Source organism: Enterobacteriaceae endosymbiont of Donacia vulgaris (assembly GCF_012568445.1).
Taxonomy (GTDB): Bacteria; Pseudomonadota; Gammaproteobacteria; order Enterobacterales; family Enterobacteriaceae.
This window is the reverse complement of the sequence record NZ_CP046190.1, coordinates 291,338-307,115: the sequence shown is the minus strand read 5'-3', so window position 1 is coordinate 307,115 and position 15,778 is coordinate 291,338. Positions and strand designations below refer to the sequence as shown.

Below are 15,778 nucleotides of genomic sequence, written 5' to 3'. Positions count from 1 at the left end.
ATTATATAAATTATTTTAATAAATAATATTTTTAAGAAAATATATATTTACTAATATAGTAGTTATAATAATTACTTGTAAAATTGTTATTTGTATTAAATAATTTTTATGATTTGTAATTATGTTTATATTCAAACATAATTACAATTTAATTTTATAATCCCATCTAATAATTATTAGATCATTAATTAAGTATATTAATTTTTTTAATAATTATATTTTAAATTTTAAATAGGCATATATATTATATGATAAATATTACTTTCGCTAAATTTGGTTTAAATAAATTACTTTTAAAAGCATTAAATGATATAGGATATATAAAACCCTCTCCTATACAAAAAAAGTGTATTCCATATTTATTATCTGGAAAAGATGTATTAGGTATAGCCCAAACAGGTAGCGGGAAAACTGCTGCATTTATGTTACCATTGTTAAATAATCTCAATTTATCTATTAAAAAAACTCAAATCCTAGTTTTAACACCTACTAGAGAATTAGCAATTCAGGTTACTAAAGCTACTTCAATATTTGCAAAATATATAAATGAAATTAGTATTTTAGCATTATATGGAGGACAGTCTTACAACATACAATTTAAACGTTTACATTTAGGAGTTCAAATTATTATAGCAACTCCAGGACGTTTATTAGATCATATTCAAAGAAAAACTGTGAATTTATCTAAATTAAATAGTTTAGTAATAGATGAAGCAGATGAAATGTTAAGAATGGGATTTATTGAAGATGTAGAAAAAATATTATCTACAATACCTAAAAAACATCAAACTTCATTATTTTCTGCAACTATGCCAAAAAGAATTAAAAATATAACTAAAAAATTTATGATTCATCCATATGAAATTTTTATTAAAACAGATATTAAAACTATTCCTGATATTAATCAAAATTATTGGTTAATACATGGTAAAAAAATAAATGCTTTAATGAAATTTTTAGAAACTGAAAATTTTGATGCAGTTTTAATTTTTGTAAAAACTAAAACTACAACTGTAGAAATATCTGACATTTTAAAAAAATTTAATTATAATAGTGCAGCATTAAATGGAGATATGAATCAAAATAATAGAGAAAAAACATTAGAAAAATTTAGAAATGGGAAATTAGATATTTTAATTGCTACTGATATTGCTGCAAGAGGACTAGATGTTAATAGAATAAATTTAGTTATAAATTATGATTTACCTATGGATATAGAGTCATATATTCATCGTATTGGAAGGACCGGAAGAGCAGGAAGACAAGGTAAATCTTTATCATTTATTGAATATAGAGAAAAAAGATTATTAAAAAATATTGAACGTAGGATAAAATGTAATATTCAAGAAATATTATTACCTAATCATAAAATTTTATGTCAAAAAAGATTAGAAAATTTAATAAAAAAAATAAAAAAAGAATTATCCTTAATAAGGGATACAGAGTTAATTAAATATAAAAAAATTATATCAACACTTATTATTCAAAATAATATTAATGAAGAAAAATTAATAATAATTTTATTAAAATTATCTCAAAACAAAAGACCTTTAATTTTATCTCCTGAGCCAGTTAAAAAAAAATTATTTAATAAAAAATTAAATTTTTATAAAAATAAGTATTTTAAAAAAAATAAAAAAATACAAAAATATATGGATACATATCGTATTAATATAGGTAAAAATGATAAAGTAGAGGTACGTCATATTGTAGGAGCTATTATTAATGAATTTAAAATAAATAGTAATAATATAGGAAATGTAAAATTATTTACTAAGTATTCTACTATTGAATTATCTCCAATCATAAAAAAAATTATTACAAAATATTCTAAAAATATCAGAATTTTAAATAAAAATATTAGTTTTGAATTAATTTTAAAATACCAAAAATCTTACAAAAACTCTTATTTAAAATTACAAAAAAAAAATTATAAATAATTAAATTTTTTAATATCAAAAATTGATTTTAATTAAAATATTTATAAAAATTAATTAATCCTTGAGATGAGTAATCATATTGATTCATATTTTGAATATTTTTATTTATATCTTTATATAAATTATTAGCTATTTTTTTTCCTAATTCGACTCCCCATTGGTCAAAAGAAAATATATTTAAAATTACTCCTTGTATAAAAATTTTATGTTCATAAGATGAAATTAATAATCCTAAATTATAAGGAGTGATTTTTTTTAAAAAAATAGAATTACTGGGATTATTTCCAAAACAACACTGATATAAATTTTTTTTACAAGAAAAACTATTCATATTACCAAAAGCTAATGCTTTTGTTTGTGCAATATAATTTGAAATAAGTTGTGTATGATGATCGATGTAGTTTTTGTCATTAGATATTGCAGCAGCTATAAAATCACATGGTATTAATTTAGTTCCTTGATGTAACATTTGAAAAAAAGAATGTTGTCCATTAGTACCTACATCTCCCCATATAATAGGACTAGTTTGATACTTTATTTTTTTACCATTTCTATCTATAGATTTACCATTAGATTCCATATTTAATTGTTGTAAATATGATGGTAAAAAACGCATATTATCATAATAAGGAATTATGGCTTCTGTTTCCGCCTTCCAAAAATTATTATACCAGATACTAATTAAAGCCATAATAATAGGAATATTTTTATTTATAGGAGTAGTAAAAAAATGATAATCCATTTTATTTGCTCCTTGTAATAATTTTTTAAAATTATTAAATCCAATAGATAAAGATATAACTAATCCAATAGAAGACCATAAAGAAAAACGTCCTCCTATTTCGGATAATAATGGCAAAATATTACTTTTATTTATACCAAAATTAATTGCAGAATTAATATTATTTGTAACTGCAATAAAATGTTTTGAAAAAATATCTTTATTAAAACTTATATTTATATTTTTTATAAACCATTTTTTTATACTTAAAGCATTAGTCATTGTTTCTTGAGTACTAAAAGTTTTTGATGCAATAATAAATAAACTTTCTTCTAATTTTATTTTATTAAGAATATCAACTAATTTATTTGGATCAATATTTGATAAAAAAAATAAATTTAATTTATTTTTATATGTTTTTAATGATTCTGTAACCATTAAGGGACCTAAATGAGATCCTCCTATTCCTATATTTATTATATTTTTAATTTTTTTATTTGTATAACCTTTCCATATTCCTAAAATAATATTATTAGAAATATTTTCAATTTTTTTTAAAATTTTATCTATATTATTATAAATTTTTTGATTTTGTAAAAAACAATTATTATAATTATATCTTAATGCTGTATGTAACACGGCTTTTTGTTCTGTAACGTTAATTTTTTTACCATAAAACATTGAATTAATAGCATCTATACATTTAGTTTCTTTAACTAAATTTATTAAATAATATAGAGTTGTTTTATTAATAAAATTTTTTGAATAATCAAATAGAATTTTATTCTCAAAATTAATTGAAAAATTTTTAAATCTATTTTTATCTATTTTAAATAAATTATTAATAGTTGTTTTTTTCATTTCTTGTAAATGATTTTCTAAATATTTCCATGAAGTTGTTTTTGTAGGATCTATATTTTTCATATAATGTCACTAATTAAGATTTAATAATTAAAATTTTAAAATATTTTAAATAAAATATATTATCTAGGATAGATTATATCATAATTTTAAATTATATTAAGAAACTCAATTTTTTATTTTATATGCTAAAATATTTTTTTTAAATAAATTTATTTTTATATGATTCTTAATTATTTAATTATCCCAAATAATGATTTTCTTATTAAAAAGAAATATACAATTATTATATTACATGGATTATTTGGAAATAAAAAAAGTTTATATTCAATGGGTATATTTCTAAATAAAAATTTAAAGTATAAAATTATATTATTAGATATTAGAAATCATGGTTTATCCCCACAGAACAATAGAATGGATTATATGTCTTTATCAAAAGATGTATTAGATACATTAAATTTTTTAAATATAAAAGAAAATATTATTTTTATAGGACATTCTATGGGCGGTAAAATAGTGATGAATATCACGCAATTTAAATTATTAAATAATATTAAAACTATTATTGTTTTAGATATTGCTCCAGTAAAATATCAATTTTTTAATAAAAATATATTTTTTGCATTAGAAAAAATTTATAAAAAAAAAAATTTAACAAGAAAAACTGCTTTTTATATAATGAAATTATATATTAAAAACGAATATATAATAAATACATTATTAAAAACATTAATAAATGGTAAATGGGAATTTAATTTTTCAATATTAAAAAATGAATACCAAAAAATCTTAGATTGGAGTGTAATCCCTAAATGGTATGGAAACATTTTTTTCTTAAAAGGAGAAAAATCTAATTATATAAATATAAATTATTATAAAAGTATTTTTTCTCAATTTCCTAATGCTAAAATATATAATATTAAAAATGCTGGTCATTTATTACATCTTGAAAATACAAAATTAGTATTTAATTTAATATTAAAAATATGTTATAAACAATATTTTTAGAGAAACAATAATAATGTCAAAAATTGGTATTTTTTTTGGTAGTGATACAGGTAATACTGAAAATGTTGCTTTTAAAATACAAAAAAATTTAAGTAAAAAAAATTCTTCAGTGTTTAATATTTCTGAAGTAGAAAAAGAAGATATTATAAAATATAATATCCTCTTATTAGGAGTACCTACATGGTATTATGGAGAAGTACAATGTGATTGGGAAAATTTTCTACCTATTTTACAAAAAATAAATTTTCAAAATAAATATTTAGGTTTATTTGGTTGTGGTGATCAAGAAGATTATGGAGAATATTTTTGTGATGCTATAAAAGTAATTTATGATATTGTTAAAACTAATAAAGCTCAAGTAATAGGATATTGGCCGACTAAAGGATATCATTTTCATGACACTAAAAGTTTAAAAAATAAAAAATATTTTTTAGGATTAACTATTGATGAAGATAGACAACCAGAATTGACTGATTTACGTATTAATGCATGGACTCAACAAATATCTAAAAAATTAAAAATTTAATATTTATAAAATCAATTATATTTAATATAATTGATTTTATATGTTTATTTTTTTTTTGTTTTTAATGATACAATCCTATTAAAAATTGTTTTATTTTTACTTGAATATTTTTTATCAAAATAAAAATATCCTTCTCTTTCAAATTGAAAATATTTATTTTTATTATTTTTTAATAAATTCTTTTCTATAAACCCATTATATATTAATAATGATTTTGGATTTAAAAAATTTAAAATATTTTCATTATTATTAATATTTTTTTTTAAAAATAAATTATTATATAAATAAAATTTAACAGATTTAGTATATAAACAAGATATCCAATGAATTATACCTTTTATTTTATTTTCTTTTATATTTATTTTATTTCCTAATGTATTATTATAATAAATACAATGTACACAAAGAATATTATTATTTTTGTCTTTTATAATTTTTTTTGCTTCAATTATAAAAGCATATCTTAATTTTACTTTACCTCCTAAAATAAGTCTTTTAAAATCTTTTTTTTTAAATTCAGAAAAATCTAAAATATCTATATATATTTCTTTAGTAAAATAAATATTTTTATATCCCATTTCTTTATTTTTAGGATGATTAGGAACTGTTAATTTGATTTTTTTTTCTAAAGGAAAATTGTCAATAATAATTTTTAAAGGTCTTAATATCGCCATTGCTCTAGGAGCTAATTTATTTAATTCTGATTTTATACAAGATTCTAAAAAAGACATTTCTATTATATTATTTTGTTTAGTTACTCCTATTTGATAACAAAAATTTTTTAAAGATAAAGCTGTATATCCTTTTCTTCGTAATCCAGAAATAGTTAATAAGCGTGGATCATCCCATCCACTTACGATCTTTTTTTTTATTAAAATATTAATATTTCTTTTAGAAGTTATTCCATATTCTATATTTAGTTTGGAAAATTCATATTGCTTAGGATGATGTTTTATACTAATATTATCAAGAATCCAATTATATAATATTTTATTATCTTGAAATTCTAATGTACATAAAGAATGCGTAATTCCTTCAATTGCATCAGATATACAATGGCTAAAATCATAAGTTGGATATATACACCATTTTTGATTAGTTTGATGATGTTTTTGAAATTTGATCCTATATAAAACGGGATCTCTCATGATAATTATTTTTGACTTCATATCTATTTTAGCACGTAAGGATAAACTACCTTCGGAAAATTTTCCTAAACGCATTTTTTCAAATAATTTCAAATTTTCTTTTATTGATCGATTTCTATATGGACTATTTATCCCTGGTGTTAATAATGTACCTCTATAATTTCGTATATCTGCTGTATTTAATTCATCAATATAAGCTAAACCTTTATTAATTAATTCAAGAGCATATTTATACATTATATTAAAGTAATTAGATGTATATTTTATATTTTGATCCCATTTAAAACCTAACCATACTAAATCTTTTTTTATAGATTTAATATATTTTATATTTTCTGTCGAAGGATTAGTATCATCAATTCTTAAAAAACATTTTCCATTATAAAATTTAGCAATTGAAAAATTTAAACAAATAGATTTGATATGACCTATATGTAAATAACCATTAGGTTCTGGAGGAAATCTAGTACATATTAAATTATATTTTTTATTTTTTATATCATTTTCAATAATTTTAAAAACAAAATTTTTTTTATAAAAATTATTATATTTATACATATTTTTTTACTCTTTTCACAAATTTCATTTTAATTTAAAATTAAATAAATAAATTAGTTGACGTGATACTTTATTATTTACATAATATAAATTAGTTATTGGCTACGTAGCTCAGTCTTGGTTAGAGCACAGCACTCATAACGCTGAGGTCATGGGTTCAATTCCCATCGTAGCTAAAACAAAATAATTTGCGGGAGTGGCGGAATTTGGTAGACGCACCAGATTTAGGTTCTGGTTATTTTATTTATAATACGAGTTCAAATCTCGTCTTCCGCAAAGTATAATAATATGGGGTATAGCCAAGTGGTTAAGGCACCGGTTTTTGATACCGGCATCCCTGGTTCAAATCCAGGTACCCCAGTTCTATTTTTTTATACAATTTTATGAAATACAAACTGTTAATTATTTAATTATGTTAAGTGATAAATTATATATCAAAACTTGGGGCTGTCAAATGAATGAATATGATTCTTCTAAGATAGCTGATCTTATGGAAAACAGGTTAAATTGTAAAATTACTAAATCTATAAAAAACGCCAATATTTTAATATTAAATACATGTTCTATTAGAGAAAAAGCGCAAGAAAAATTATTTCATCAGTTAGGAAGATGGAAAATTTTAAAAAAAAATAATCCATCTATTATTATTGGAGTAGGAGGATGTGTTGCTACACAAGAAGGTAAAAAAATATTAAATAGAGCAAATTATGTAGATATTATTTTTGGTCCCCAAACTCTTCATAGATTACCTCAAATGGTATATAAAATACGTAAATTTAAAAAATATTTAATTGATATTAGTTTTCCTCAAATTGAAAAGTTTCAGTTTTTTCCTGTAACAAAAACAAAGAGTGTAAGTTCTTTTATTTCAATTATAGAAGGTTGTAATAAATATTGTACTTATTGTATAGTACCTCATACTAGAGGAAAAGAATTTAGTAGACCTTATCAAGATATACTTTTAGAAATTAAAAATTTATCTATTCAAGGAGTTAAAGAAATACATTTATTAGGACAAAATGTTAATTCTTATAATTATTTTGATAATAAAAATAAACAATATTATAACTTTTCAAAACTATTACTATTAATTTCTAAAATAGAGAATATAAAAAGAATTAGATTTACTACAAGTCATCCAAAAGATTTTTCTGATGATTTAATTAATATATACAAGAAAATCCCTAAATTAGTAAATTTTTTACATTTACCAGTACAAAGTGGTTCTAATAAAATTTTATCTTTAATGAAAAGAAGATATAATATTTCTGAATATATTAAAATTATAAATAAACTTAGGATCGTTAGACCTAATATTCAAATTAGTTCTGATTTTATAGTTGGTTTTCCAGGAGAAACAAAAAAAGATTTTGAAGATACTCTTTCTTTAATTTTAGATCTAGATTTAGATATGGGTTTTAGTTTTATTTATTCTCCTAGACCAAAAACACCTGCTAGTAAAATGTTAGATAATATAAATATTTTAGAAAAAAAACGAAGATTATATCTATTACAATATTATATAAAACAACAAACTAAAAAATTTAGTGAAAAAATGTTAAATACAATTCAAGTTATTTTAGTAGAAGGCATCTCAATTCAAAAGAATAAATATTTTGGAAAAACAGAAAATAATAGAATAGTTTTTTTTATAAGCGATAAAAATTATATTGGTGAATTTATTAATGTAAAAATTATTGATTCTTATATATATTCTTTATATGGAAAATTTATCTCTCTTTATAAAAATTAATTTTTATTTTAGGATTTTATGAAATTAAATATAGTTTTAAATTATTATAATTTTTGTAAAAATAACAATAATTTACCTTTAAAAAATGATATTTTTTATTGGTTATATAAAATTTTTTTTAAAAAAAATATTCAAAAAATTGAATTAAATATTTCTATTGTAGAGAAAAAATTTATTTTAAAACTAAATAAAAAATATTTAAATATTTCTAAACCAACTAATGTTTTATCTTTTTTATTAGAAAAAAATATTTTAAAAAAAACATTATTAGGAGATATTATCCTATGTAAAGAAATTATAGAGTATGAATCTTGTTTACAAAAAAAATCATTAAAATCTCATTGGGCACATATTATTATACATGCATGTTTACATTTATTAGCATATAATCATAAAAACGTTAAAGAAACATGTATAATGCAATTAAAAGAAATAAAAATACTTAAATTACTTGGGTATAAAAATCCATATTTTTAAGTTAAATTTATATTTAATTAAAATTAATAAAAGATTTTTTATAAAATAATTATTTTATTTTAATATACGAAATATTTAATAATATATTCAGGAATTATTTTTGTATGAAAAAAGAATACTTTCCTAAAGAAATAGAATTTTATGTACAAAAAAAATGGGAACATGAAAAAACTTTTGATGTTATTGAAAATTACAATAAAAAAAAATTTTACTGTCTTTCAATGTTACCATATCCTTCTGGTAAATTACATATGGGACATGTACGTAATTATACTATAGGAGATGTTATTGCAAGATATCAACGAATGTTAGGAAAAAATGTTTTACATCCAATTGGGTGGGATGCTTTTGGGTTACCAGCTGAAATTGCAGCTCATAATCATAATATATCTCCCAATATATGGACTAAAAATAATATTTTATATATGAAAAAACAACTCCAACTATTAGGATTTAGTTTTAATTGGGATAGAGAAATTACAACATGTGATCCTAATTATTATCGTTGGGAACAATGGTTTTTTTTAAAATTATATAAATTAGGATTAGCATATAAAAAAAATGATATAGTTAATTGGTGTAATACTGACAAAACTATATTAGCTAATGAGCAAGTAATTAATAAATGTTGTTGGAGATGTAATAGTATTGTTACTAAAAAACAAGTTCAACAATGGTTTTTAAAAATTACTAATTATGCAGAAGAATTACTAAATAATTTAAAATTTTTACATGGTTGGCCAAAAAAAGTAAAAAATATGCAAAAAAATTGGATTGGTCAAATAAAAGGAATAGAAGTAATTTTTAAAATTTATAATATTAATTATAAATTTAGTGTATTTATAGAAAAAAAAGATTATTATATTATTAATAATATTTCTTTTATTAAAATTTTATATAGTCATTCAATATGTAAAAAATTTATAAATAATCAAAAAATTAAAAAATTTATTAATAAATATTCATCTGCTTTGTATTTAGAAAATAATAATTTTCAATTTAACAAGATAAAATATATTAATAGTGAATTATTTGCATATAATACTTTCCTTAAAAAAAAAATTCCAATCATAATTGTAAACTATTTATCTAATTACAGTAATATTAAAGCTACTATTAGTAATCCCCAATATAATAAAAAAGACTGTGATTTTATCCATGAATATAATATGTCCATTATATCAAAAAATAAAATATTAAATTTATCTAATAATATTAAAAATAATCATGAATTAATTATTAAATCTTTAATTTTAAAAAAAAAAGCATTTTATAAAAAATTTTTTAATTTAAAAGATTGGAGTATTTCAAGACAACGTATATGGGGAACACCAATTCCTATAATTATTACAAAAGATAAACAGTATATACCATTAAAACAAAAAAATTTACCTTTTGTATTTCCAGAAAAATTTTTTAATACAAATATAAAAGATAATTATAGTGAAAAAATTAAAAATAATTTAGATTGGTTTAAATATAATAATAATGGAGTAATAGGTCAACTTGAAACGGATACATTTGATACTTTTATTGAATCTTCATGGTATTATGCTAGATATACTTGTACTAATGAAAAAAATAGAATGATAAATAAAAAACAAGCTCAATATTGGTTACCTATAGACCAATATATTGGGGGGATAGAACATGCTACAATGCATTTAATATATTTCCGTTTTTTTCATAAATTAATGAGAGATATAGGATTATTAAATACTAATGAACCAGTTAAAAACTTATTATGTCAAGGAATGGTATTAGCTAATTCTTATTATTATATAGATAAAAAAAAAAAATATCATTGGGTAAAAGAAAAAAACGTTTTTTTTGATAAAAAAAATAATATTTTTATTGATAAAAAAGGAAGAAAATTAATTAATAATGGTATGATTAAAATGTCTAAGTCGAAAAATAATGGTATTAATCCGCAAAAAATTATTGAAAAATATGGAGCAGATTCTTTACGTCTTTTTATTATGTTTGCAGCTCCCCCAACAATAGACTTAGAATGGCAAGAAACAGGAATTAAAGGAATGTATAGGTTTTTAAACAAATTATGGATATTTATTTATGAGTATAAAAAATTATTTGATAATTATCAAAAACTTAAAAATAATAAACTTTTTTTTCATAATACAAAACAATTAGTAATACAAGATTATATAAATAAAACTATTACTAAAGTAACAAATATTTTTGAACATAATCAATCATTTAATACGGCCATATCATCAATAATGATTTTATTTAATAAAATTAGAAAATATAAAATATTTAATGATATTGATCATACCATTATTTTTAATGGTATATTATCTATATTAAAAATGCTTTATCCGTTTACTCCACATATTTGTTTTGTATTATGGAAATATATGGGAAATAAAAATGATATAGATTATGAGTCATGGCCTTTAATTATAAAAATTGATACTAAAAAAATAAATAATAAATTTAATATTGTAATTCAAATAAATGGAAAAAAAAAATATATTTTATCTATACTTGATAAATATAAAGATCAACAGAATTATATTAAAAAATATGTATTATCACATAATAAAATATCTAAACTTTTAATAAATGTTGAAATAATAAAAATAATATATATACCACAAAAAATATTTAATATAGTAACCACAATTAAAACGTGATAATAATCGTATTTATAAATTTAAATATCTAATTAAATAAGTAATTTTAAATAAAAAATGAATAAAATATTGTTATATAATTTTGATAAAAATATTTATAATAAAAAATATTTTTGTTATATTATAGCTGGAGATGAAATTTTTTTTATTAAAAGAAAAATAAATTTATTATTTAAAAAATTATTAACATTAGACTATCTTAAAAATCAAATAATAATTATTGATGATAATACTATTTGGAATGATATTTTTTCTAAATTTATTATAATTGATTTTTTTTGTAAAAAACAAATAATACATTTAATTTTTTTAAATAAAAAAATTTTTTTTAAATTTAAAAATAATATTATTAATATAATTAAATATATCGATATTAATAATATTTTAATTTTAGAAATTCATGATTATATAAATTTATATATAGAAAAAATTATAAAAAATTTTATAAATAATAAATATTTAGTGTTTTATATATATAATAAATTAAATGGTAAAAAATTAATTAATTGGATTTATTATCGTTTTAGTAAATTTAATTTATATATAAATAAAAAAAATTGTAATTTATTAAAAAATTTATATTCAAAAAATTTAATGTTATTAAATCAAATTATAAAAAATATTTATATAAATAAAAACAATCAAAATTATCTAGATAATGTTTTTTATCTAAAAAATAGTAATTTAATTACTTCTATTTTAGAAGGTGATATAAAAAATAGTTTTGAAATTATTAGACAAATGAAAAAAAATAAACAAAATATTTTTTTAATTTTTAATAAATTACAGAAAACTTTTTTTTTAATTTTTAAAATATATAGAAATTTAAAAAAATATCCTTTAAATATAATTTTTAAAAATTTTTTAATATCTTTATCAAAATCATATTTTTATAAAAAAATATTAAAGAGAATGAATAATCAAAAATTCCATTTAATATTTAAATTATTATTAGAAATTGAAATAAATATTAAAAGTTTTATAATAAATAACTATACAGAAAAATATTTTTGGATTGATTTAGAAAAATTAATTTTTTTAATTTCATAAAAAATTTTTAATCATATAGGTATAAAATAATAATGAGTATAAAATATAATTTTTTACAAAATTATACAATAAAATCAAAAATTTTTTTACAGAGAATAAAACTTTTAATTAAAGTATTTTCAATACTATTATTTATTCTAATATATAATTTATATTATTTGCAAATAAAATCTTATAAAAAATATAAATTACAATCTGAAAAAAATTATTCCAGTTTTTTTTTTTTAAAACCTAATAGAGGATTAATTTACGATAGGAATGGTATAATTTTAGCTAAAAATAAAAATTTTTATCAAGTTAAAATTAAATTAAATAATAATAGTAATGTTTTAAAAAAAATTGTAAACTTAAAAAAAATATTAAAATTAAAAATTGATATATATAATCTAATAAATATAATAAATCAAAAAATAAAAGATAATCCATTAAGAACTATTTTATTAAAAATAGATTTAAATAATGTACAAGTATCGAAATTTTTAGTAAATAAATATAAATTTTCTGGAATATACTTAAAAATATATCAAAAACGTTTTTATCCACAGAGAAAAATTTTTGCTCATGTTATTGGATATATCAATTCTCATAATATAAAAAAAAAAATTATTTTTAGAAATAAAAATTCTGTAAAAAATTATACTGATAACTCTTCAATTGGAATGAATGGTATTGAAAAATATTATCAAAAAAAAATATATGGTATTCCTGGTTATCAAAAAATAGCTATAAATAATAAAGGTTTTTATAAATATAATATTTGCAAAAAAGAAGCATATACAGGGAGTGATATTTATTTAACAATTGATTATAATTTACAAAAATACATTTATTTATTAATGAAAAATAAAAAAGGAACTGTTATTATTAGTAATCCTAAAAATGGAGAAATTTTAGCTATGGTTTCTACCCCTAGTTTTAATCCTAATTTATTTATTAATAATAATGAAAAAAAAAAATTAAATTTTTTACTCAAAAATAGTAATAAGCCTTTAATAAATCGAGCTATTCAAGGAATTTATCCACCTGCTTCTACTATTAAACCATATATAGCTTTATTAGCTTTAAATTTAAATTTAATAAGTGAAAATACAATATTATTTGATCCTGGATGGTGGAAAATTCCTAAATTTAATCAAATTTATAAAGATTGGAAAAAAAATGGTCATGGTTATCTTAATATTAATAAAGCATTACAAGAATCTTCAGATTCTTTTTTTTATCAGTTAGCCTATAATATAGGTATTAATAAAATCCATAAATGGATGCATAAATTTGGTTATGGAAAATTAACAAATATTGATCTTTTTAATGAACAATTAGGTAATTTACCTACAAAAAAATGGAAATTACAAAATATAGAAAATCCTTGGTATATAGGAGATACTATTTCTGTTGGTATAGGGCAAAGTTATTGGAATGCTACTCCTATACAAATACATAATGCTTTAACTATATTAATTAATAACGGTTTTATAAAACATCTTCATCTTTATAAGATGGAAAAATTAAATAATATTTTTAAATATTATGTTTCACCAAAATATAAAAAAATAGTAGATTTACCTTTACAGTATTGGAATATAGTAAAAAAGGGAATGTTTAATGTAGTAAATAAAAAAAATGGTACTTTATATAAGTATTTTTCTAATGTAAAAAATTATAATGTAGCAGCGAAAACTGGAACTGCACAAGTTTTTAATCTTAAAAATACAAAACAATATAATATAAATACAATAGAAGAAAAATTAAGAGATCATAAACTGGTAATAGCTTTTGCTCCCTTTAATAATCCTAAAATAGCTATTACTATTATTATAGAAAATAGTGATAAAAATATATCAATCGGGAAAATTTTAAGAAAAATTTTAGATTATATTTTTGAAAACCAAAAAAATTTTTTAATATAAAATATTTAATTATGTGATTTTATTATGAAAAAAAAAAATTTAAGTTATTTTATTCATTCTGTATTACATATAGATTTAATTTTACTATTATTAATTATATTAATTTTAATAGTTAGTTTATTTATAACATGGAGTGTAACTGGATTAAACAATCATTTTTTTTTTAAACATAAATTAATACAAATTTGTATAGGTTGTATAATTATGTTAATAGCAGTACAAATTCCTCCAGAAATTTATAAAAAATATTCTTTTTTATTTTATTTATTCTCTGTGTTTTTATTAATTGCTGTAGAATTTGCTGGTTATACTACAAAAGGAGCTAAAAGATGGTTGAATATTAATTCTTTTACATTTCAGCCATCTGAAATAGCTAAAATATCAGTTCCTTTAGTTGTTGCTAGTATTGTAGATAGAGCAGAATATTATATTACTACAAAAATTTTTTTAAAAACAATGATTTTGATTTTAATCCCTACTATTTTAGTTGCAAAACAACCAGATTTAGGTACTGCTATTTTAATTGGTTTATCTGGTTCTATTATATTATTTTTAGCCGGATTATCTTGGAAAAAAATTTTGAATAGCATTATATTATTTATTATATTTCTTCCCTTTGCATGGATTTTTTTATTACATGATTATCAAAGAGAGAGAATGTTAATGTTATTAAAAACACATTATGATTTATTAGGAAAAGGATATCATATTTTACAATCTAAAATAGCAATAGGTTCTGGAGGTTTATTTGGTAAAGGATGGCAACATGGTACACAATCTAAACTAAATTTTTTACCAGAAAAACATACTGATTTTATTTTTTCTATATTTGCAGAAGAATTTGGTTTTATTGGAGTATTATTATTAATTATTTTATATATATTATTAATAGGGAGAAGTTTTTTCTTATCAGTAAAATGTCATGACCTTTTTAATAAAATAATAATTGGAGGTATAATAACATTATTTTTTTTATGTACATTTATTAATATGAGTATGGTAAGTGGTTTATTACCTATTGTTGGAATTCCATTACCCTTAATAAGTTATGGAGGTACATCTCTAGTCGTTATTATGGCTAATTTTGGTATTATAATGTCTATGTATACTAATAATACAAAACTGAAATAAAATTATTATTTTTTAACTTAATGTTTTAGGATTATATA

General features: G+C 18.9%; 11 protein-coding genes and 3 tRNA genes. 12 read left to right on the top strand and 2 right to left on the bottom strand.

Features of this window, described 5'->3' with window-relative positions; all coding sequences use genetic code 11:
* Positions 1-248: 248 nt before the first annotated feature.
* Positions 249-1,940: a DEAD/DEAH box helicase gene (locus GJU01_RS01515; RefSeq protein WP_168868087.1), complete on the top strand. Its 1,692-nt coding sequence runs from the start codon at positions 249-251 to the stop codon at positions 1,938-1,940.
* A gap of 28 nt (positions 1,941-1,968) precedes the next feature.
* Here the strand turns inward: GJU01_RS01515 and pgi are convergent, their stop codons facing one another.
* Positions 1,969-3,585 (bottom strand): glucose-6-phosphate isomerase, encoded by a 1,617-nt coding sequence (gene pgi, locus GJU01_RS01510; protein ID WP_168868086.1) that lies wholly within the window; start codon positions 3,583-3,585, stop codon positions 1,969-1,971.
* Positions 3,586-3,744: 159 nt separating this feature from the next.
* On the opposite strand from pgi, the gene GJU01_RS01505 reads away from it, so the two are divergent.
* Complete coding sequence (locus GJU01_RS01505) at positions 3,745-4,533, top strand: alpha/beta fold hydrolase (RefSeq protein WP_168868085.1); 789 nt, start codon at positions 3,745-3,747, stop codon at positions 4,531-4,533.
* 13 nt (positions 4,534-4,546) lie between these two features.
* On the top strand, positions 4,547-5,059 hold the full coding sequence (gene fldA, locus GJU01_RS01500) for a flavodoxin FldA (RefSeq protein WP_168868084.1): 513 nt from the start codon (positions 4,547-4,549) through the stop codon (positions 5,057-5,059).
* Between the two features lie 44 nt (positions 5,060-5,103).
* Here fldA and glnS read toward each other — a convergent pair whose 3' ends face one another.
* Positions 5,104-6,765, bottom strand: a complete 1,662-nt coding sequence (gene glnS, locus GJU01_RS01495; RefSeq protein ID WP_168868083.1) for a glutamine--tRNA ligase — start codon at positions 6,763-6,765, stop codon at positions 5,104-5,106.
* A gap of 100 nt (positions 6,766-6,865) precedes the next feature.
* On the opposite strand from glnS, the gene GJU01_RS01490 reads away from it, so the two are divergent.
* The 9 genes from GJU01_RS01490 (at position 6,866) to rodA (ending at position 15,740) form a co-directional block, all read left to right on the top strand.
* Positions 6,866-6,941: transfer RNA gene (locus tag GJU01_RS01490), tRNA-Met, on the top strand.
* A gap of 14 nt (positions 6,942-6,955) precedes the next feature.
* Positions 6,956-7,041, top strand: a tRNA-Leu gene (locus GJU01_RS01485).
* Positions 7,042-7,054: 13 nt separating this feature from the next.
* A tRNA-Gln gene (locus tag GJU01_RS01480) sits at positions 7,055-7,126 on the top strand.
* 51 nt (positions 7,127-7,177) lie between these two features.
* Positions 7,178-8,518: a tRNA (N6-isopentenyl adenosine(37)-C2)-methylthiotransferase MiaB gene (miaB, locus tag GJU01_RS01475; RefSeq protein ID WP_168868082.1), complete on the top strand. Its 1,341-nt coding sequence runs from the start codon at positions 7,178-7,180 to the stop codon at positions 8,516-8,518.
* A gap of 18 nt (positions 8,519-8,536) precedes the next feature.
* A complete protein-coding gene (gene ybeY / locus GJU01_RS01470) occupies positions 8,537-8,995 on the top strand; it encodes an rRNA maturation RNase YbeY (RefSeq protein ID WP_168868081.1) in 459 nt (152 codons plus the stop codon).
* 104 nt (positions 8,996-9,099) lie between these two features.
* Positions 9,100-11,652 (top strand): leucine--tRNA ligase, encoded by a 2,553-nt coding sequence (gene leuS / locus GJU01_RS01465; protein WP_168868080.1) that lies wholly within the window; start codon positions 9,100-9,102, stop codon positions 11,650-11,652.
* A gap of 57 nt (positions 11,653-11,709) precedes the next feature.
* A complete protein-coding gene (gene holA / locus GJU01_RS01460) occupies positions 11,710-12,702 on the top strand; it encodes a DNA polymerase III subunit delta (protein ID WP_168868079.1) in 993 nt (330 codons plus the stop codon).
* Between the two features lie 32 nt (positions 12,703-12,734).
* Positions 12,735-14,609, top strand: a complete 1,875-nt coding sequence (gene mrdA / locus GJU01_RS01455; RefSeq protein ID WP_168868078.1) for a penicillin-binding protein 2 — start codon at positions 12,735-12,737, stop codon at positions 14,607-14,609.
* Positions 14,610-14,633: 24 nt separating this feature from the next.
* Complete coding sequence (gene rodA / locus GJU01_RS01450; RefSeq protein ID WP_168868077.1) at positions 14,634-15,740, top strand: rod shape-determining protein RodA; 1,107 nt, start codon at positions 14,634-14,636, stop codon at positions 15,738-15,740.
* Positions 15,741-15,778 lie beyond the last annotated feature (38 nt).

Excerpts from the sequence above, each read along its gene's own strand:
- GJU01_RS01515 (WP_168868087.1), top strand. The coding sequence starts at position 249 with ATGATAAATATTACTTTCGCTAAATTTGGTTTAAATAAATTACTTTTA.
- pgi (WP_168868086.1), bottom strand. The coding sequence starts at position 3,585 with ATGAAAAATATAGATCCTACAAAAACAACTTCATGGAAATATTTAGAA.
- GJU01_RS01505 (WP_168868085.1), top strand. The coding sequence starts at position 3,745 with ATGATTCTTAATTATTTAATTATCCCAAATAATGATTTTCTTATTAAA.
- fldA (WP_168868084.1), top strand. The coding sequence starts at position 4,547 with ATGTCAAAAATTGGTATTTTTTTTGGTAGTGATACAGGTAATACTGAA.
- glnS (WP_168868083.1), bottom strand. The coding sequence starts at position 6,765 with ATGTATAAATATAATAATTTTTATAAAAAAAATTTTGTTTTTAAAATT.
- miaB (WP_168868082.1), top strand. The coding sequence starts at position 7,178 with ATGTTAAGTGATAAATTATATATCAAAACTTGGGGCTGTCAAATGAAT.
- ybeY (WP_168868081.1), top strand. The coding sequence starts at position 8,537 with ATGAAATTAAATATAGTTTTAAATTATTATAATTTTTGTAAAAATAAC.
- leuS (WP_168868080.1), top strand. The coding sequence starts at position 9,100 with ATGAAAAAAGAATACTTTCCTAAAGAAATAGAATTTTATGTACAAAAA.
- holA (WP_168868079.1), top strand. The coding sequence starts at position 11,710 with ATGAATAAAATATTGTTATATAATTTTGATAAAAATATTTATAATAAA.
- mrdA (WP_168868078.1), top strand. The coding sequence starts at position 12,735 with ATGAGTATAAAATATAATTTTTTACAAAATTATACAATAAAATCAAAA.
- rodA (WP_168868077.1), top strand. The coding sequence starts at position 14,634 with ATGAAAAAAAAAAATTTAAGTTATTTTATTCATTCTGTATTACATATA.